Below are 20,262 nucleotides of genomic sequence, written 5' to 3'. Positions count from 1 at the left end.
GACGATCAGATCCCGCTCTTCACCGTGCTCCAGACCCGCGTGATGGCGCGCATGTCTTTGGCGTCCTGGGTCTTTTGCGGGAACAGTCGCTGACGAACTTCTTCATCGGGATAAATCGCCGGGTTATCACGCACGCTGGCGTTAAGCAGTGGCGTTGCGGCCGCGTTGCTGTTGGCGTAGTTGATGTAATCGCTGACATCGGCCATTACCTGCGGCTGCATCAGGTACTCGAGAAACTTGTGGGCGTTGGCCACGTGCGGCGCGTCGGTCGGGATGTACATGTTGTCGAACCAGATCAGCGAGCCTTCCTTGGGAATGAAGTAGGCCAGGTTGATCTGCTTCTTCGCTTCCTCGGCGCGGGCCATCGCGGTGGCGTAGTCGCCGGACCAGGTCATGGCCATGCAGACATCGCCATTGGGCAGGCTGGTCAGGTAGTTGACCGAGTCGAATTTGCGGATGTACGGGCGCACCGACAGCAGCACGTCCTGGGCGGCCTTGAGGTCTTCCGGCTTGGCGCTGCGCGGGTCTCGGCCCAGGTATTTCAGGGCCAGCGGAATCACTTCGGTCGGCGCATCCAGCAGGGTCACGCCGCAGTCGGCGAAGCGCGAGACGATCTTCGGATCGAAGATCATCGCCAGCGAGCCGATCGGCGCGTCGGGCATACGCTCCTTGATCTTGTCGACGTTGTAGGTCACGCCGTTGCTGCCCCAGGTGTAGGGCGCTGAATAGGTGGTGCCCGGGTCGAAGCCCTGCAGGTCGTTGATGACTTTCGGGTCGAGGTTGCTCCAGCTCGGCAGCAGCTTCTTGTCCAGCGGCTGGAACACCTTGGCCTTGATCAGCGGCGGCGCAAGCGAGGCGTTCAGGACGATCAGGTCGTAGCCGGAGTGGCCGGTGAGCAGTTTGGCCTGGACCGTTTCGTAGGCATCGAAGGTGTCATAAATGACTTTGATGCCCGTCTCTTTTTCAAAATTGGCGAGGGTCTTTTCGCCGATGTAATCCGCCCAGTTGTACAACCTGAGGGTGTTGGCGTCGTTCTCTTGCGCGGCGTAAGCGTTCAGGGTCAGCGGTACAACGAACAGACTGGAAATCACCTTAAGCAGTGTCTTGCCCATAGCAAATGCACCTTATTCAGCGAGTTCGGCTCTGGATGAGCGGATGTCTCTACTATTGGGCGATTCAGGCAAACGGACCATACCCCGAATGGGTGTGTACGCTGTTTTGCCCCGGGACATGGCAAAAAGCATCACCCCGTTTGACCCGTTTTGTCATAGCAGCGGGGTTTGCCTGACGCTTAAAGTGGCCGCCAAACCGAATCTGCAGGCGCCTTCGATGACCGACCTGATCAAACGACAACTGAGCGATGGCGTGCTGACGCTGACCATCGACCGTCCGGACAAGCTCAACGCCCTGACCAACGCGATGTACATGCGTCTGGCCGACGAGCTGTTTGCCGCTGACGAGAATGACGCGGTGCGGGTGATCATCCTCACCGGCGGCCCGAACTGCTTTACCAGCGGCAACGACCTGGTGGACTTCCTGCAAGAACCGCCGACTCACCTGGACAGCCCGGCCTTCCGCCTGATGCGCGCCGTGACCCACCTGCAAAAACCGCTGATCGCCGCGGTGTGTGGTGCGGCCATTGGCATCGGCACCACCCTGCTGCTGCATTGCGATCAGGTGCTGGTGACCCGTAACGCCAAGCTGCGGATGCCGTTCGTCAACCTCGGCCTGTGCCCGGAGTTCGGCGCCAGCCTGATTCTGCCGCGCCTGCTCGGTCAGGCCCGTGCCGCGCGCCTGTTGCTGTTGGGCGAAGGTTTCAGCGGTGCCGATGCGCTGGACTGGGGCCTGGCCAACGAAGCCTTCGATGACGGCGAGCAATGCCTGGCAGGTGCGAAGAAAATCGCCCAGCGATTCCTGGCCATGCCCCAGGAATCCCTGCGCCAGTCCCGGCAATTGATGAAGCAGCCCGGCATGGCCGAACTGCAAGCCACCCTGCGCGAAGAAAACCAATTGTTCATTCAGCGCCTGAACAGCGCCGAAGCCAAAACCGCCTTGAACGCACTGCTCAATCGCAGTACAGATAAGTAAATCCCGAAAGGAAACCTGCCATGAACACCCCGGAAATCTACGTCGTCAGCGCCGCCCGTACCGCCATCGGTTCCTTCGGCGGCTCGCTCAAAGACGTGCCGCCGGTCGACCTCGCGACCACCGCGATCAAGGCCGCCCTGCAAAAGGCCGCCGTGGACCCGGCGCTCGTCGGCCATCTGGTGATGGGCAACGTGATCCCGACCGAAACCCGCGATGCCTACCTGTCCCGCGTGGCCGCGATGAACGCCGGTATCCCGAAGGAAACCCCGGCCTATAACGTCAACCGCCTGTGCGGTTCGGGCCTGCAGGCGATCGTCAGCGCGGCGCAGACCCTGCTGCTGGGCGACGCCGAAATCGCCATCGGCGCCGGTGCCGAGTCCATGAGCCGTGGGCCTTACCTGATGCCGGCCGCCCGTTGGGGTGCGCGCATGGGCAACATCCAGGCCATCGACTACATGCTGGGCATCCTGCATGACCCGTTCCAGTCCATCCACATGGGCATCACCGCCGAGAACGTCGCCGAGCGCAACGGCATCACCCGCGAAATGCAGGACGCCCTGGCCCTGGAAGACCAGAAGCGCGCGGCTCACGCCATCGCCAACGGCTACTTCAACGAGCAGATCGCGGCCGTCGAAATCCGTGATCGCAAGGAAACCAAGCTGTTCAGCGTCGACGAGCATCCGCGTGCCACCTCGCTGGAACAACTGGCGGCGATGAAGCCTGCGTTCAAGAAGGACGGTTCGGTCACCGCCGGCAACGCCTCGGGCCTGAACGACGGCGCCGCCGCGATCGTCATGGCCACCGCCAGCGCGGTGCAGGTCAACAACCTCAAGCCGATGGCGCGTCTGGTCAGCTACGCCCACGCCGGTGTCGAGCCGGAACTGATGGGCCTGGGCCCGATCCCGGCCACCCGCCTGGCCCTCAAGCGCGCCGGCCTGACCGTCGCGGACCTTGACGTGATCGAAGCCAACATCGCCTTCGCCGCGCAAGCCTGCGCCGTCAGCCAGGAACTGGATCTGGACCCGGCCAAGGTCAACCCGAACGGCTCCGGCATTGCCCTGGGTCACCCGGTAGGCGCCACCGGCACCATCATCGCGACCAAGGCTATCCATGAGTTGCATCGCACTGGCGGGCGTTATGCGCTGGTGACCATGTGCATTGGTGGTGGTCAGGGGATTGCGGCAATTTTTGAACGCGCTTAAGCCTGGAAAGCCATGGGCCTGTGCGATTGCGCAGGCTCATGGATTCTTATGACCAATCAGGCCCATGTAGCAGCTGGCGAAGCCTGCGTCCGGCTGCGCAGCAGTCGCAAAACCTGTGCGCCAGATCTGTCTGATAGACCGAGTTCTCCGGATTCACGACTGCTGCGCAGCCGGACGCAGGCTTCGCCAGCTGCTACAGGTCCCGCGATGGCTTCACCCGCCGGAATTAAAACCTCTCTGCCCTCCCCTCAACATTGACTGCCTCGAGCACCTGACGACCGGCATCGAAATTCAATTGCCACAAAATATTACATACGTCATATTACCTGTGTAATGTATTTTCCATTTCCCGCAGGAAATCCTCATGACCAGCATGCCCTCCGTTGAGCCCGACCTGGCCGTCCCGGTGAACACCCCCAAGCCTCCCCTGCTCAAACGCCTGCTTCTGCCGACCGTCGGCATCGCTGCCCTGGTGCTGGCCGGCGTGTATGGCGCCCATTGGTGGACCGCTGGCCGCTTCATCGAGGAAACCGACGACGCCTACATCGGCGGCGACGTGACGGTGATCGGGCCGAAGGTCGCCGGCTACATCGAAGAAGTGCTGGTGACCGACAACCAGCAGGTCAAGGCTGGGGATGTGCTGATTCGCCTCGATTCCCGTGACTACCGCGCCAACCTGGCCAAGGCCGAAGGCGCGGTGGCGGCCGAGGAAGCTCTGCTCGCCAACCTCGACGCCACCGAACAGCTGCAACAGGCGGTGATCGGTCAGGCCCGCGCCGGCATTGATGCCGCCGGTGCCGAAACCTCTCGCTCCCGGGATGACGATGCGCGCTACAAAAAGCTGGTGAGCACCAACGCGGTCTCGGTGGAAAGCGCGCAACGGGCCAATGCCACCTTCAAGACCGCCCAGGCACTCAGCAGCCGCGCCCAGGCCGAATTGCTGGCCGCGCAACGTCAATTGAACGTGATCGCCACGCAGAAACAGCAAGCCCGCGCGGCGTTGATTCAGGCCCGCGCCGAACGTGATCTGGCGCAGTTGAACGTCGGCTACACCGAACTGCGCGCACCGGTCGACGGGGTGATTGGCAATCGCCGCGCCCGGGTCGGCGCCTATGCCCAGGCCGGTTCGCAAATGCTGGCGGTGGTGCCCACCAGCGGCCTGTGGGTCGATGCCAACTTCAAGGAAGACCAACTGGCGCGCATGGTGCCGGGGCAGCGGGTGGTGATACATGCCGACGTGCTCTCGGGCCAGGAATTCCACGGTCATCTCGATAGCCTGGCGCCGGCCAGCGGCTCACAGTTCAGCGTGTTGCCGCCGGAAAACGCCACCGGCAACTTCACCAAGATCGTCCAGCGGGTGCCGGTGCGCATTCACCTGGACCCGGCCGACAGCGTGCTGGGTCACCTGCGTCCCGGCCTGTCGGTCACCGCCGAAGTGGACACCCGCAAAGCGCCGGACGCGCCTGCCGTGGCCAGCGCGCCATGAGCCGCGCCCTCGCCGCCCCGGCGCAACCTTTCGATGCCGCGAGCATGGCCACGGCGACCAAGGTCTTTGCCTTCGCCACCATGTGCATCGGCATGTTCATCGCGCTGCTGGATATCCAGATCGTCTCGGCGTCATTGCGCGACATTGGCGGCGGCCTTTCCGCCGGCACCGACGAAACCGCCTGGGTACAGACCAGCTACCTGATCGCCGAAATCATCGTGATCCCGCTGTCCGGCTGGCTCTCGCGGGTGTTTTCCACCCGCTGGCTGTTTTGCGCATCAGCGGTGGGCTTCACCCTGACCAGCCTGCTCTGCGGCCTGGCCTGGAACATCCAGAGCATGATTGCCTTCCGGGCCCTGCAAGGTTTTCTCGGCGGCTCGATGATCCCGCTGGTGTTCACCACGGCGTTCGTGTTTTTCAGCGGCAAGCAACGGGTGATCGCGGCGGCGACCATTGGTGCGGTGGCTTCGCTGGCACCTACCTTGGGGCCGGTCATCGGTGGGTGGATTACCGATGTTTCATCCTGGCACTGGCTGTTCTACATCAACCTGGTGCCGGGGATTTTCGTCGCCGTGGCGGTGCCGATGCTGGTGAAAATCGACCAGCCGGAACTGTCGCTGCTCAAGGGCGCCGACTATATAAGCATGGTGTTTCTGGCGCTGTTCCTCGGCTGCCTGGAATACACCCTCGAAGAAGGCCCGCGCTGGAACTGGTTCAGCGACAGCACGATCCTGACCACCGCGTGGATCAGCGGCCTGGCTGGCCTTGCGTTCATCGGCCGCAGCCTGCATGTGGCCAACCCGATTGTCGATCTGCGCGCCCTGAAAGACCGCAACTTCGCCCTCGGCTGTTTCTTCTCGTTCATCACCGGCATCGGCCTGTTCGCCACCATTTACCTGACGCCGCTGTTTCTCGGCCGGGTGCGTGGCTACGGCGCGCTGGACATTGGTCTGGCGATTTTCTCCACCGGTGTGTTCCAGCTGATGGCGATTCCGCTGTACGCCTTTCTGGCCAACCGCATCGACCTGCGCTGGATCATGATGACCGGCCTTGGGCTGTTCGCCCTGTCGATGTGGGATTTCAGCCCGATCACCCATGACTGGGGAGCCAGGGAGTTGATGTTGCCGCAAGCCTTGCGCGGCATTGCCCAGCAACTGGCAGTGCCGCCCACCGTGACCCTGACCCTGGGCGGACTGGCACCGGCGCGGCTCAAGCATGCCTCGGGCTTGTTCAACCTGATGCGCAACCTGGGCGGCGCCATCGGCATCGCCGCCTGCGCGACCATCCTCAACGACCGCACCAACCTGCACTTCACTCGCTTGGCGGAAAACCTCAACAGCAGCAACGAGGCCCTCAACCAGTGGCTGTCCCAGGTCGGCAACAACTTCGCCGCCCTGGGCCAGAGCGGCGAAGCCGGCGTCACCGCCAGCCTGCATCAGCTATGGCAACTGACCTTTCGCGAAGCGCAGACGCAAACCTACGGAGATGCGTTCCTGATGATCATGGCCTGCTTCATCGTCGCCACGGCGATGGTGCCCTTGATGCGCAAGGTGCAACCACCGGCGGCGCCGAGTGCGGATGCGCATTGATGGGTGTGATCGTTCCCACGCTCCCGCGTGGGAACGCAGCCCGGGACGCTCCGCGTCCCATCGGTACCCGATCAGAAATCAGAATGAAGGCTGGAACGCGGAGCGTCCCTTGAGGCATTCCCACGCGGAGCGTGGGAACGATCAGGTGCGGAGGTGAAAATCAGGCCTGAGGCATTTTGCGGAAGCCAACCGCCAGACGGTTCCAGCTGTTGATGGTGCTGATAGCGACAGTCAGGTCGACCATTTCCTTTTCCGAAAACTGTGCCTTGACCACTTCGTAGTCCTCGTCCGGGGCTTTGGTCAGGCTGAGCTGAGTCAGGGACTCGGTCCACAGCAGCGCGGCGCGTTCACGGTCGGTGAAGAACGGCGTTTCGCGCCAGGCGGACACACCGAACAGGCGACGGGTAGTTTCGCCGGCCTTGAGGGCGTCGGTGGTGTGCAGGTCGATGCAGAAGGCGCAGCCGTTGATTTGCGAGGCGCGCAGCTTGACCAGTTCGATCAGGCTCTTCTCCAGCGGCAGCTTGGAGACGGCGGTTTCCAGGGCAATCATGGCTTTGAGGGCGTCAGGGGAAGCGGTGTAGAAATCGATGCGCGGTTGCATTTACGTGCTCCGGGGAAAAAGTGGGTGTGTGACTACGTTAGACCCGCGGGCGCCTTGCACAAATATCCAATCTTCTGGAAGACGAGTAGGCCATTGGCGGAGGCTTTGAAAGAAAGTTCCAAATGAGAATTGCAAGCAATCACTGATGGCCACTAGAATGCGATCAATTCTTAATTACACACTCCCGCAGGATGCCCGAGTCGAGTATCTGCCCGCCATGTCGTCCGCCGATCAGCCTCTGAACCAGCAAGTCCATAACCTCTACAGCGAACACCACGGGTGGCTGCAGGGTTGGTTGCACCGCAAACTGGGTAACCGCTGCGATGCGGCCGATCTGGCCCACGATACCTTCCTGCGCCTGTTGACCCGTCAGGTGGTCAAACCGCTGGGCAGCGAACCCCGGGCGCTGCTGACGCACATTGCCAAAGGGCTGGTGATCGACCGCTGGCGTCGCCAGGACATCGAGCGTGCCTATCTGGAAACCATCGCCCATCTGCCGGTGGCCGAAGTACCGTCGCCGGAAACCCGCCTGCTGATCCTCGAAACCCTGTGGCGCATCGAAGCCCTGCTGCGGGAATTGCCCAAGGCGACCCGCGATACCTTTTTGCTGTCGCAGATCGAAGGCCTGACCTACGCGCAGATCGCCACCCGCCTGAATGTCTCGCTGATCACCGTCAAGCGCCACATGCGCGCGGCGTTCATTGCCTGCCTGAGTGTCGCCTGATGAATTCTTCGATGATCAACCCGCAGATTCTCGGTGAAGCCGCCGACTGGCTGGTGCAGTTGCACTCCGGCACCGCCACCGCTGCCGACCATCAGGCCATCGCCCAATGGCGCAGCCGCAGCCTGGAACACGCTCAGGCCTGGCAGCGGGCCGAAGTGCTGCTGGGCGAGTTCCGCAGTGTGCCGGCCAATCTGGCGATCCAGACTTTGCAACGGGCTGCGCGCAAGGACGGCCTCACTCGTCGCCAGACTCTCACTCGCCTGGGCCTGCTGCTAATGGCCGGTCCCTTGGGCTTTGCTTCGCAGCATCTGCCGTGGGAGCAATGGACCGCCGATCAGCGCACCGCCGTGGGCGAGCAGAAAAACCTGCAATTGCCCGATGGCAGCCAGCTGCTGCTCAACACCGACAGCGCGGTGAACATTGCCTTCAATGCTTCGGAGCGACGTGTCCTGCTGCTCGATGGCGAGGTGCTGATCCGCACGGCGAAAGACCTCAGCGCCCGCCCCTTTATCGTCGAAACGCCCCAGGGCATCGCCCGCGCCGTGGACACTCGTTTTTGCGTGCGCACCGAAGGCGCTCGCAGCCACGTGTCCGTTCTCGAAGGCCAAGCGGTGATCACCCCGCAATTGCTCCAGCAGAGTTCGACCCTCAACGCCGGCCAGCGCCAGAGCTTCACCCAGAGCCGCTTCGATGCCGCCGAATCCTTCGATGCCGCCGCCGTAGCCTGGGACAAAGGCATGCTGCTGGCCAACAACATGCGCCTGGACCAGTTGCTCGGCGAGCTTGGCCGCTATCGCCCGGGTGTACTGCGCTGCCATCCGGATGTCGCGGCGCTGCGGGTCTCGGGGGCGTTTTCCCTGCGCGACACCGACGCCAGCCTGCGCCTGCTCAGCGATACCCTGCCGCTGAACATCAGCCGCATGACCCGCTACTGGCTGTCGGTCGAACCGAGGGTCTGACGCGGTCAGTCTGTGATGTTCAGTTCCTCTTTCCTGCGCATGGTTCTGGCCTGCTCGGCGTTGTTGCCGCTGCACGGCCAGGCGATCGAAAGCCTCGCCACCAGCCGCAACATCGTCATTGCTCCGGGCTTGCTGAGCCAGGTGCTGGCGCAGTTTGCGGTGAGCATGGGCGTGCCGTTGTCGTTCGATCCGGCGCTGCTGGGCAATCGCCAGAGCCCCGGACTCAACGGGGCCTACAGCGCGGAAAGTGGCTTCGCGCAATTGCTGGAAGGCAGCGGACTTGCGCTGGTCAGCACCGGCGATAACGGCTACACCCTCAAAGCCCCGACCACGCTGGAACTGGACGAAACCAACGTCAACGCCCTGGCCAATGCCGCCGACACCTACGGCGGCGGGCAAGTGGCCCGTGATGCGCAGATCGGCCTGCTCGGTCAGCAGGCCCTGAACGACCTGCCCTTCAGCGTCACCAGCTACACCGCCAAAACCATCGCCGACCAGCAGGCGCGAACCGTTGGCGACGTGCTGCTCAATGACGCGTCGGTGCGCCAGTCCGCCGGGTTCGGCAACTTCTCTCAGGTGTTCATCATTCGCGGATTGCCACTGGCCACCGATGACATTTCCTGGGGTGGCCTGTACGGCGTGCTGCCGCGCCAGATCATCGCCACCGAGGCGATGGAGCGGGTCGAGCTGTTCAAGGGCCCGAGCGCCTTCATCAACGGGGTGCCCCCCAGCGGCAGCGGCATCGGCGGCGCGGTCAATGTGCAACCCAAACGCGCCAGCGATACACCGACCCGGCGTATCAGCCTGGATTACAGCAGCGACTCACGCATCGGTGGGCATCTGGACCTGGGCCAGCGCTTCGGTGAGGACAACCGGTTCGGCGCGCGGCTCAACCTGCTGCAGCGCGAGGGCGATAGCGCTGTCGACGACGAAGACCAGCGCACTTCGCTGGTCAGTCTGGGCCTGGATTATCGCGGTGAGCGTCTGCGTCTGTCGGCGGATCTGGGTTATCAGAAGCAGGTGATCAATCAGGGCCGCGCCGTGGTTTACGTCGATTCGTCCCTGAGCAAAGTGCCCAAGGCGCCGGACGCCAACAAAGGTTATGCGCAGGATTGGAGTTACTCGCAGCTTGAGGACACCTTCGGCATGGCCCGCGCCGAATATGACCTGAGCGACAATTGGACCGGCTACATCGCGGGCGGCGCCAAGCACACCCGGGAAAACGGCGTGTACTCGTCGCTGACCGTCACCGATCTGGACGGCAGTGCGCTCGGCGGCATGCTTTATCCGCCCCACGACGAAGACAATCGCAGCCTGATGGCGGGCCTCAATGGTCGTCTGCAAACCGGTGCGATCAGCCATCAATTGAACGCCGGAGTGGCCGGTATCTGGGGTGAACAGCGTTCGGCCTTCGAAACCATCGGCAGCGTCGGGCGCTACAGCACCAATCTGTATGACGTCAGCCAGCAGCCGCGGCCGGCGGCCACATCGTTCGGCAGCGACATTCATGACCCACGGATCGTCGGCAAGAATCAGCTGCGCAGCGTTGCGATTGCCGACACCCTCGGTTTTGTCGACGACCGGGTTTTGCTGACGTTGGGTGCGCGTCGGCAGTCGTTGAAGGTCGATGGCTGGAGCACCACCACCGGCGCCCGGACGTCCAGCTATGACGCGTCGATCACCACACCGGTGTTCGGCCTGATGTTCAAGCCCTGGGACCACGTATCGTTCTACGCCAACCGCATCGAAGGCCTGGCCAAGGGCCCGACACCCCCGACCACTTCACTGAACCGCGACGAAACCTTCGCCCCGGTGCGCAGCAAGCAGGTCGAAGCCGGCGTGCGCCTGGACATGGGCAGCTACGGCGCGAGTCTTGGGGCGTATCGCATCGAACAACCGTCGAGCTATACCCAGGATGGCGTGTTTCGCGTCGATGGCCGACAGTTGAACAAAGGGGTGGAATTGAACCTGTATGGCGAACCCCTCGATGGCCTGCGTCTGCTCAGCGGGGCGACCTTCATGAAGACGGAGATCGAGGGCAGCGCCAATGGCATCAACGATGGCAACCGCGCGGTCGGCGTGCCGCGATTTCAGTTCAACCTCGGGGCGGATTGGGATGTGCCGGGGATCGAAGGCGCGGCGCTCAATGCGCGGATGTTGCGCACCGGTGGGCAGTATCTGAATGCGGCCAATACCCAGAGCATACCGGCGTGGAACCGGTTCGATCTGGGGGCGCGGTATGGGTTCAGGGTTGATGAGCGGGAGATTACGTTGCGGGCGAATCTGGAGAATGTGGCCAATGAGGCGTATTGGGCTTCGGCCAATGGCGGGTATCTGACCCAGGGTACGCCGCGGACGTTGAAGCTATCGGCGACCCTGGATTTCTGATTTCACCCCGCCCCCTGTAGGAGCGAGCATGCTCGCGATGGACGTCAACGATAACGCTGGCAGCCTGACACCCAGCGGTGCCTGAACCTCCATCGCGAGCATGCTCGCTCCTACAGGATGTGCATCACGCGCGCTTGAGCAACCACTGAAAAAACCCTTTCTTGCGCACCACCACCGGCGCTTGATGGCTCATCTGCTGGACCTTGTTCAAACGGAAATCCAGCAACGTCTTCATCGCATCATTGATGTCATGACGGGCGGCCAGACAAGGCAGCAGATAGCCTTTTTCGATACGGAACAGCGTGCAGGCAGTTTTCGCCGCGAACTCGGCCGGCAGCGCGCTATCGGTCAGGATGCCGGCTTCGCCGATGACTTCTCCCGGCCCCATGCGCCCGGTTTCTATCACTGTACCGTTGACGTTCAGCGAGACCGTGATCACCCCGGACTCGACGATGAACAGATGATCGCTCACCTCCCCCGCCGCCAAAATCGTCTCCCCGGCGCGGAAGTCCTGCTGGGTCATGTTCTGGCTGAAGGTTTCCTTTTCTTCCTGGCGCAAGGTGGAGAAGATCGGCGAACTGTCGATCAGTGCCCGTTGCCGTGACAGGTCGCTGGCGGGGCTGGTTTCCACGCTCGACAGCAGGTTCACCCCGGCCGCCCGCAGGTGTCGGTAGGCCAGATCGAACAGCTGGTTACGCACCGTGCGCTTTTCACCCATCGCGGCGACAAAACCGCTGATCTCGTATTCAACACCATTGGGAGTCGAGCTTTTGAGCGCCACTTTAGGCCCTGGCTGGCTCAATAGAATGCGGCAACCCTGCATCGCCCGCTCCAGCGCATCGATGACGGTTTGCGGCCTGACATGAGGGCTGACCTGCAGGCTGACCGACAGGCCAAACATATCGCTGGGCCGGCTGAAGTTGGTGATCTTGGCCTTGGCCGCCAGGGAATTGGGGATCACGATCATGCTGCCCTGGGAGGTCTGCAGCCGCGTGGCTCGCCAGTCGATATCGATGACCCGGCCCTCGGTATTGTCGATGGCGATCCAGTCATCGATCTGATAGGGCTTGGTGGTATTGAGGACAATCCCGGAAAACACGTCGCTGAGGGTACTTTGCAGCGCCAGACCGACGATGATCGCCAGGGCGCCGGAGGTGGCCAGCACGCCCTTGACCGGCAGGTTGAGTACATAAGCCAGAGCCGCGATCACCGCCACCAGGAAAATCACCGCACCCAGCAAATCCTGCAGCAATCGCCCGGTATGCCCCACGCGCTGCATCATCACCGCGCCGATCATTACCGTCAGTGTGCGCGCTGCAAACAGCCACCAGCCGATCTGCAACCCCGTGGCCGCCAGATGCAACGGCACGTTGTCCGCCCAGGGTGCCGGCTCCAGCGGGTTCATGCCCTCGTTGAACAGCAGCACGCTGAACAACGAGAAAATCACCAGCCTGGCCAGCAATTTCCAGTTGTGATGATTGACACCTATAAAGCGCCACAACACCAGATCGATCAGGAGGAGGATCAGTGCGCAGATCAGGGGGTGGTCGACGAGCAACGACAGCATCAAACAGCTCCAGCACAGGACGATGACAAAAGATCTCACAGTTTGGCCATAGTGTAGGAGCAATTGATTTGGCTGAAACCGGCTGACAACACAAATAAATGCGGGAGCACAAACCTGTGGGAGCGGGCTTGCTCGCGAAAGCGGTGTGTCAGCCAACATAAATGGCACTGACACTCCCTCTTCGCGGGCAAGCCCGCTCCCACAGTGTCCTGTGTCGGACAAAAACCATGCGTCCACCGCTAATCCTTGTGGGAGCGGGCTTGCCCGCGAAGGCGTAGTGTCAGTCAATACAAGTGTCGACTGACACTACGCTTTCGCGAGCAAGCCCGCTCCCACAGGGGGGATGGTGTGCTGGAGGATCAGGCCTGCATGCGACCGAAGCGCCCGGACTGGAAATCGGCGAAGGCCTGGTGGATTTCCTGCTCGGTGTTCATCACGAACGGACCATGGCCGACGATGGGTTCGTCAATCGGCTCGCCGCTGAGCAACAGCACCACCGCGTCTTCGCTGGCCTCAAGGGTCAATCGGTCGCCCTTGCGCTCGAACAATGCCAACTGCCCCTGACTTGCCGACTCCAGACCATTGATCTGCACCGCACCGCGCAGGACCACCAGCGCGGTATTGCGTCCTTCGTGCAGATCCAGGGTGAGCAACTTGCCGGCGTTCAGGCGAATGTCCCAGACATCCACCGGCGTAAAGGTGCGCGCCGCGCCCTTGTGACCGGCGAATTCACCGGCGATCAGGCGCAGGCTGCCGGCGTTGTCATTGAGCGCAATGCTCGGGATATCGCCATCGAGAAGGGTCTGGTAACCGGGATCGGCCATTTTGTCCTTCGCCGGCAGATTGACCCACAGCTGGACCATTTCCAGGGTGCCGCCGCTCTTGGCGAATCCTTCGGAGTGAAACTCTTCATGGAGAATCCCCGAGGCGGCGGTCATCCATTGCACGTCGCCTGGGCCGATCTTGCCGCCGCTGCCGGTGGAGTCGCGGTGCTCCAGTTCACCTTCGTAAACGATGGTCACGGTTTCGAAACCACGGTGCGGGTGCTGGCCCACACCCCGACGCTCGGTGGTCGGCGAAAATTGCGCGGGCCCTGCGTGATCGAGCAGCAGGAACGGGCTGATGTACTGGCCCATCTGGTCATAGGAAAAGAGCGTGCGAACCGGGAAACCGTCGCCGACCCAATGTCCACGGGGGCTGGTGTAGATACCGATGATGTTCTTCATGGGGTCTCCTGAGAAATGAGTGAAAACCATGAACCCAGCTTATAGCCGGGACTAATTACGCACTAGTCGTTAAAAATCGACCTGATTGTCCCGTATGTAGAACGATGGATGACGGGCTGGCGTAGATTTTATTTCGCGCATAATATCGACCGACATTATCTTCGTAATATCCGCACACACGCGAGGCCACTGAACATGCAAAGCCCCAACCGCGACACCATGCTCGCCCAATGGATCGCTCAGGAAGAGGCCATGCGCGCCCGTCTCGCCGGGCCCGGCAGTCTGTCCCTGGCCGAAGTCAGCCAACTGACGCCCACCGAGTTTTTCAATGGCATCGGTAACGGTGACCTGCCCTCGCCGCCGATCGGCACTTTGATGGATTTCATCCCGATCGAATGGTCCGAAGGCTTGTTCATTTTCCAGGGCACGCCGGATTCGCGGCATTACAATCCGTTGGGCACCGTGCATGGCGGTTATGCGGCCACCCTGCTGGATTCGTGCATGGGTTGTGCGATTCATACCCTGCTGAAAAAGGGCCAGGGCTATACCACGCTGGATCTGCGCATCAGTTACGTGCGCGCGCTGAACAGCGCCAGCGGCCCGGTGCGGGCCGAGGGCAAGATCGTGCATCTGGGGCGTTCGACGGCGTTGGCCGAGGGGCGGATTTATGATGTGGATGGGCGGTTGTATGCGACCGGGACGACTACCTGCATGATTCTTGAGCCTCGGGGGTAAGGTTTCAGACCGAGTCGCGGCCTTCGCGAGCAAGCCCGCTCCCACATTGGATTTTTGTCACACACAAAATTTGTGTCACATGAAGATCAACTGTGGGAGCGGGCTTGCTCGCGAAGAGGCCCGACCGGACACCATCAATCCAACTGACCCGACACCCATTCTTGACCTACGGTTAACATTGCTTTGCCGCTCCAGCGGTTTTTCTCACGGATGCAGATGCGGATACTGCCGCCCATTCCCACCGCAACCACTGGAGTCTTCAATGTCTATTCCCGCCTTCGGCCTCGGTACTTTCCGCTTGCAGGGCCAGGTGGTGATCGATTCGGTCCGAACCGGCCTGGAGCTGGGTTACCGCACCGTCGACACCGCGCAGATCTATGAGAATGAAGCCGAAGTCGGCGAGGCCATCGCTGCCAGCGGCATCCCCCGCGAAGAGCTGTTCATCACCAGCAAGATCTGGGTCGCCAACTTCGCAGGCGGCCGCCTGATCGAGAGCCTGAAGGAAAGCCTGCAAAAACTGCGCACCGATTACCTGGACCTGACCCTGATCCACTGGCCGTCGCCGGAAGACCAGGTGCCGGTCGCCGAATTCATGGGCGCCCTGCTCGAAGCCAAACGCCTGGGCCTGACCCGGCAGATCGGTGTGTCGAACTTCACCGTCGACCTGATGAAACAGGCCATCGCCGCCGTCGGTGCCGAGAACATCGCCACCAACCAGATCGAACTGCATCCGTACCTGCAAAACCGCAAGGTGGTCGAGTTCGCACAGAGCCAGGGCATCCACATCACCTCGTACATGACCCTGGCCTACGGTGAAGTGCTCAAGGACCCTGTCGTCGAGCAGATCGCCGATCGCCTGCAAGCCACCCCGGCCCAGGTGACCCTGGCCTGGGCCATGCAATCGGGTTATGCGGTGATCCCGTCTTCGACCAAGCGCGCCAACTTGGCCAGCAACCTCAAGGCCTGCGAGCTGAAACTGAGCGAGGCCGACATGGCGCTGATCGCCGGCCTCGACCGCGGTCATCGCCTGACCAGCCCGGAAGGCCTGGCTCCACTCTGGGATTAACCGGCGTTTGAACCAAGGCTGTGATCCAGACGGGTCATGGCCTGCTGCAACTGATCGACAGCCGCGTCGATCAGTATGGCGTCATCGTCGCGGCAGGCTTGTTCCAGCCGCTCGCAACAGTCCACCAGATTCTGCGCCTGAACCATCTGCGCCCCGCCCTTGATCCGGTGCGCCAGATCTTGCACGGCATGGCGATCACCACTGGCATGCACCTGCAACAAGCGTTCACGGTCTTCGCGATTGGTCACCGCCAGATCGTGCAACAGCTGGGTGATGAGCTCATCGTCAGCACCGGTGAAGTGGCGAAGCCCGCTCAGATCAATCTCCGCGTTAGCCGGCAGTTCGCTCGCCTCCCCCGGAAATTTCGACGCCAGCCAGGCGCTCAGGTCGACCAGTCGAATCGGCTTGAACAGGCAATCGTCCATCCCCGCGTCCAGACAACGCTTTTTCTCCTCGGGCTGCGCGTTGGCGGTGAAACCCAGAATCACTGTCGGCCGCTTACCGTCAAAGCCTTCCTCCTTGCGGATCGCCGCCGCCAGCTCGTAGCCGCTGACCACCGGCATGTTGCAGTCGGTGATGAGCAGATCGAATACCTGCTCGCGCCACCGCTCGAATCCCTGCTGCCCATCCTCCGCGACCTCGACCTGATGCCCCAGGTAACCCAGCTGGCGTGACATCAACAGGCGATTGGCCGGGTAATCGTCGACCACCAGAATCTTCAACTGACGGGGTTTTACTGGCGATTCTTCCGGCGCCGACTCGGCACAGGCAACTGCCGGCAGCGCCACCAGACTCAGATCGATCTGCACCCGCGTCCCGCGCCCCAGCTCGCTGTCGAGCTTGAGCGCACCACCCATCATGTCGCACAGGGTGCGGCTGATCGCCAAGCCAAGCCCCGAACCCTGCCGGCTCGATTGTGGGTTGTTGCCGGCCTGCACGAACGGGCTGAACAGCCGTTGCTGGTCAAAGGCGCTGATGCCGATGCCGCTGTCCTCGATGCACAGGCTGACCGCGACCCGATCCAGCGGCGCGGGCGTCACCTGCAATTTCAGGCTGATGTCGCCCTGTTCGGTGAACTTGATCGCATTGCTCAACAGGTTGGAGAGAATCTGCTTGAAGCGCGTGGGGTCGATCAGCAAGTCGCAATCGCTGTGCTCGCCCACCTCGACCCGCCATTGCAGGTTCTTCTGCCGGGCCAGCCCCTCGAAGACCCGGCACACCGACAGCACGAGCGCTTGCAGATTGGCCCGTTCCGGTGCCAGGGACAGATGCCCGGATTCGATCCGTGCAATGTCGAGAATGTCACCGATCAATCCGAGCAATTGCTGCCCGGCATTGGACGCCACCTCGATGGCCGCGCGGTCGGTCACGCCCTCGTCGGCTCGCTTGAGTGCCAGTTCCAGCATGCCTATCAGCGCGTTCATCGGCGTGCGGATCTCGTGGCTCATGGTCGCCAGGAAGGTGGTCTTGGCCCGGTTGGCATCGTCGGCGGCGTCCTTGGCTTCCTGCAATTGTCGCAGCCACTGCTGGCGCTGGCGGATCTGCCGACGCTGCCAGGCCATCGCGCTCAGGGCCAGGGTCAGCAGGACGCCGGCGGCGACGAAGCCCTGGAAAATGTTCTGCCGATGACGCAGCCAGTAGCTCTGCTCCACCATCAGATCGTTGCGCCAGGGCAGGGTCAGTTCTTCGATTTCTTCGGGAGGGATGCTCAACAGCGCCTTGTCGAGGATCGAGTGCAGTTCGGTCGCCTGGCGGCTGGTGGCCAGGGTGCTGCGGGCGGGGTCGGTACCCACGGTGCTGCTCACTTGCAGGCGATCGCGGTATTGCCGGGAAATCAGATAACGGGCGCTGATCAGTGAATTGATACTGCCGTCGGCCTTGCCTTGGGCGACCAGTTCCATGGCATCGGCCGACAGCGGCGCATCCATGCAGCGGATCAGCGGGAAGTGTTGGCGCACGAATTCTCCGGCGATATTGCCCTGGGTCAGGGCCAGGGTCTTTCCGGCCATCTGGTCGAGGACCTTGGGGCTGTCCGGCGCCACCCGGGTCACCAGCACCGAAGGGCTGGTCAGGAACGCCCGGGTGAACAGCAAGTCTTCCTCACGCTGGGAGCTCAGGCCGATCCCGGCCAGTACGTCGATCTCACCGCTTTTGATCGCCTTGACCATCTCGGCCACCGACGGCATGGCGCGGATGTCGAATTGCAGGCCGGTGCGCAGGCTGATTTTCGCCAGCACATCGACACCAATGCCGCGAAATTTGCTATCGCCGTCGATGAAGGTGATCGGCGCGATGTTTTCGTTGATCGCCACCCGCACCCGCGGGTGCTGATCGAGCCAGCGTTGCTCGGCCACGCTCAATTGCAGGGATTGCGTGCCGGGCATCGACACATCGCTCGCACCCCAGCGCCGCAGGATGTTCATCTGCTCATTGGCCGGAATCACCGCCAGCGCCTGGTTGACGATGCGCAGCAGCTGGTTGTTGTCGCCGCTCATGGCAAAGGCGAAACGCCCCGATTCCATGAGCGAGAAGTCGGCCAGTTGCACGTTGTTGAGGTAGTTTTTGCGGATCAGGTAGTGGGCGCTGATCGCATCGCCCAGGTAGACATCGGCCTGACCGAACGCCACGGCGCCCACCGCCGCCAGGGTCGAGGGGAACAGTTGAACCTGAGCCTGGGAATAGAACTGTTGCACGTTCCGTTCGGGCAGGTAGTGGTAGAGCATCGCCAGGCGCTTGCCGGCCAGCGCCGGGTCCGGCAGCCAGGAGGAATCGGTGCGGGTCACCAGCACCGGCTGGTCCACCGCGTAGGCACTGGACATCTGCAGTTGCGGGTCCTGGGTTTCATAGCTGTTGGCCGTGCCCAGCAGGTCCACCTCGCCCTGCTTGAGCGCGCGGACGGCTTCTTCTCGCGAGGCGTAGCGTTGAATGTCGATCTCGATGCGCAACAGTTGCTGGAGCAGCCCGATGTAATCGGCGGTTATCCCTTCCAGGCTGTTGCCGGTGGCAGTGATGTCGAACGGCGGGTAGTCCGGGGCGGAGACGGCCAGGGTCAGGCGGCCCTTTTGCTGCAGCCAGCGCCAGTCGCCCGCGGGCAGCCTGACGCTGTAACCGTCCACGCTAGAACGTCCCAGCAAATTCAAGGTTTGTGGCTGTGCGCTGGCGCTTAATGTCCATAGATAAAGAATGGGCAGCAGCAGGATCAGGCAACGCAAATGTCGAAGAGAGTTCATTCAGATCAGATGATTGCGCAGAGCGAGATCGCGCAGATGGACCGACGAATCCACGTTTAGCTTTTCGATCAAGCGGGTTTTGTAGGTGCTGACGGTCTTGTGGCTCAGATGCAGGACGGCGGCGATTTCCTTGTTGCTGATACCCCGGGCCAGATGCTGGAAAATGGTCAGCTCGCGGTCCGACAGCTGATCGATCATTTCTTTTTCACTGCGCTGCAATGTAGTCACCTGACTCGTCGGCAGCTGGGTGAAATAGGTGTAGCCGCCCATCACCGCACGGACGGCTTTTTGCAGATGTTCGAGATTATTGGTCTTGGGGACGTAGGCCGACGCGCCGGCCCGCATGCATCGATCCTGATAGAACAGCGGCTCCTGGGAAGTGAAGACCACCACGCGACAGCCCATGTTGCCCGCTTTGATCCGCGTCAGTACTTCCAATCCGTCAAGGTATGGGATGTTCAGATCCAGTATCACAATGTCGGGTTTGTGCTCCCGGATCATCGGCAGTACTTCGTTGCCACTGTGGGCTTCATGAATACGCTGGAATCCCTCCTGCTTGAGTACGATTTTGACGGCGCCGAGAATCACCGGATGATCGTCCACAACGAGCCCTTTTCTCATGGCAACTCCCTGAGCAAAAACACGACGAGTGGGCAATGCCCGGATTAGACGCAGCGGCTGCGCATAGACTTTTGCACGGATCAGTGTGCCGGGCTACCTGACAGAAATGACAGTTCCGACGAACGGTCGACCTGGATCGGGACGGCCATCAGCCCGTGGATCATCCCCGAATCCGGCAGTACGGCGTGGCTCACCTGAACCTTCCGCGGCCTTTGCGTGGGGATCGCGGGCAAGTGCGCCTGCTTGCCGTCGTAGATCAACACGCGATCGAGTTGACCGTTGTCGAGACAGAAATCCAGCAGGTCCAGCTTGCCGCCCGCCATGGCTGCATTTACCAGCAGCAGGTCGAAGGGCTCGCTGGCGTATTCGACCAGGATCAGCAGTTCGTCCAGGCTCTGCACCGGCGCCACGCCGAAGTAGCCGAGCTGATTGAACTGACGCTCGATCCGCAGCCGATTGAAGTGCTGTTCGTCCGCGATCAGGATGCGTGATGATTTTGGCAATATGACCTCCGCAGCGGGTCCGATTGATGAGGCGCGCAAGGCTACGGAAGAGGCTCGGGGGTTTCTGTAGGACTTTTCCTAAATACAGGACCTCTTAGTTGGACGGGGTGGTTTTGTGGTCTTTCGGTTGTGGGCAGATCCGATGCTTCGGTAACGGCTGCTTTCTGTGTTTCGGCCTGGCGGCCGACTCCCTTTGGCAAACGCCCCAAAGGAAGCAAAGGTCTCGCCCCGACGTTCGGTCCCTCGCTGAGGCTCGGGATCCCTTCGCTCCGGCATT

16 protein-coding genes are annotated in these 20,262 nt (G+C 61.9%); 9 read left to right on the top strand and 7 right to left on the bottom strand.

From position 1 onward, the window contains the following. Window positions 1–5: 5 nt before the first annotated feature. On the bottom strand, window positions 6–1,112 hold the full coding sequence (locus K9857_RS17060; protein WP_224537680.1) for a polyamine ABC transporter substrate-binding protein: 1,107 nt from the start codon (window positions 1,110–1,112) through the stop codon (window positions 6–8). 217 nt (window positions 1,113–1,329) lie between these two features. Between K9857_RS17060 and K9857_RS17055 the strand changes: the two genes are divergently transcribed. The 4 genes from K9857_RS17055 (at window position 1,330) to K9857_RS17040 (ending at window position 6,365) form a co-directional block, all read left to right on the top strand. After that, on the top strand, window positions 1,330–2,088 hold the full coding sequence (locus tag K9857_RS17055) for an enoyl-CoA hydratase (protein ID WP_224537678.1): 759 nt from the start codon (window positions 1,330–1,332) through the stop codon (window positions 2,086–2,088). Window positions 2,089–2,108: 20 nt separating this feature from the next. Continuing rightward, complete coding sequence (locus K9857_RS17050) at window positions 2,109–3,290, top strand: acetyl-CoA C-acyltransferase family protein (protein ID WP_224537677.1); 1,182 nt, start codon at window positions 2,109–2,111, stop codon at window positions 3,288–3,290. A 364-nt stretch (window positions 3,291–3,654) separates the two neighbouring features. After that, on the top strand, window positions 3,655–4,776 hold the full coding sequence (locus K9857_RS17045) for an HlyD family secretion protein (RefSeq protein ID WP_224537675.1): 1,122 nt from the start codon (window positions 3,655–3,657) through the stop codon (window positions 4,774–4,776). Beyond that, window positions 4,773–6,365, top strand: coding sequence for a DHA2 family efflux MFS transporter permease subunit (locus K9857_RS17040; RefSeq protein WP_224537673.1), 1,593 nt, complete (start codon window positions 4,773–4,775; stop codon window positions 6,363–6,365). The genes K9857_RS17045 and K9857_RS17040 overlap by 4 nt, the downstream gene beginning before the upstream one ends. Window positions 6,366–6,525: 160 nt before the next feature. Here the strand turns inward: K9857_RS17040 and K9857_RS17035 are convergent, their stop codons facing one another. Beyond that, window positions 6,526–6,966 (bottom strand): carboxymuconolactone decarboxylase family protein, encoded by a 441-nt coding sequence (locus K9857_RS17035; RefSeq protein ID WP_224537672.1) that lies wholly within the window; start codon window positions 6,964–6,966, stop codon window positions 6,526–6,528. Between the two features lie 217 nt (window positions 6,967–7,183). On the opposite strand from K9857_RS17035, the gene K9857_RS17030 reads away from it, so the two are divergent. The 3 genes from K9857_RS17030 to K9857_RS17020 are packed head-to-tail and all read left to right on the top strand — an operon-like array spanning window position 7,184 to window position 11,037. After that, entirely contained in the window at window positions 7,184–7,690 is a 507-nt protein-coding gene (locus K9857_RS17030; RefSeq protein WP_224537700.1) for a sigma-70 family RNA polymerase sigma factor, read from the top strand. Beyond that, complete coding sequence (locus tag K9857_RS17025) at window positions 7,690–8,649, top strand: FecR domain-containing protein (RefSeq protein ID WP_224537670.1); 960 nt, start codon at window positions 7,690–7,692, stop codon at window positions 8,647–8,649. Before K9857_RS17030 ends, K9857_RS17025 begins: the two co-directional genes overlap by 1 nt. A 15-nt stretch (window positions 8,650–8,664) precedes the next feature. After that, window positions 8,665–11,037 (top strand): TonB-dependent receptor, encoded by a 2,373-nt coding sequence (locus tag K9857_RS17020; protein ID WP_224537668.1) that lies wholly within the window; start codon window positions 8,665–8,667, stop codon window positions 11,035–11,037. 124 nt (window positions 11,038–11,161) lie between these two features. Here the strand turns inward: K9857_RS17020 and K9857_RS17015 are convergent, their stop codons facing one another. Beyond that, window positions 11,162–12,604, bottom strand: coding sequence for a mechanosensitive ion channel domain-containing protein (locus K9857_RS17015; protein WP_224537666.1), 1,443 nt, complete (start codon window positions 12,602–12,604; stop codon window positions 11,162–11,164). A 359-nt stretch (window positions 12,605–12,963) separates the two neighbouring features. Next, window positions 12,964–13,830, bottom strand: a complete 867-nt coding sequence (locus K9857_RS17010; protein ID WP_224537665.1) for a pirin family protein — start codon at window positions 13,828–13,830, stop codon at window positions 12,964–12,966. Window positions 13,831–14,025: 195 nt separating this feature from the next. On the opposite strand from K9857_RS17010, the gene K9857_RS17005 reads away from it, so the two are divergent. Next, window positions 14,026–14,565 carry a PaaI family thioesterase gene (locus K9857_RS17005; protein WP_224537663.1) on the top strand — a complete coding sequence of 180 codons (540 nt, stop codon included), beginning with the start codon at window positions 14,026–14,028 and terminating at the stop codon, window positions 14,563–14,565. 262 nt (window positions 14,566–14,827) lie between these two features. Further along, window positions 14,828–15,631: a 2,5-didehydrogluconate reductase DkgB gene (dkgB, locus tag K9857_RS17000; RefSeq protein WP_224537662.1), complete on the top strand. Its 804-nt coding sequence runs from the start codon at window positions 14,828–14,830 to the stop codon at window positions 15,629–15,631. Here dkgB and K9857_RS16995 read toward each other — a convergent pair. The 3 genes from K9857_RS16995 to K9857_RS16985 all read right to left on the bottom strand — a co-directional run bounded on the left by K9857_RS16995 (window position 15,628) and on the right by K9857_RS16985 (window position 19,985). Continuing rightward, on the bottom strand, window positions 15,628–18,861 hold the full coding sequence (locus tag K9857_RS16995) for a transporter substrate-binding domain-containing protein (RefSeq protein WP_224537660.1): 3,234 nt from the start codon (window positions 18,859–18,861) through the stop codon (window positions 15,628–15,630). The genes dkgB and K9857_RS16995 overlap by 4 nt on opposite strands. Beyond that, window positions 18,862–19,482, bottom strand: a complete 621-nt coding sequence (locus K9857_RS16990; protein WP_224537658.1) for a response regulator transcription factor — start codon at window positions 19,480–19,482, stop codon at window positions 18,862–18,864. 80 nt (window positions 19,483–19,562) lie between these two features. Then, window positions 19,563–19,985, bottom strand: coding sequence for a response regulator (locus tag K9857_RS16985; protein ID WP_224537656.1), 423 nt, complete (start codon window positions 19,983–19,985; stop codon window positions 19,563–19,565). Between the last annotated feature and the right edge of the window lie 277 nt (window positions 19,986–20,262).

It is taken from the genome of Pseudomonas sp. REP124 (assembly GCF_020164475.1).
Taxonomy (GTDB): domain Bacteria; phylum Pseudomonadota; class Gammaproteobacteria; order Pseudomonadales; family Pseudomonadaceae; genus Aquipseudomonas.
This window is presented reverse-complemented; position numbering and strand designations above follow the sequence as displayed.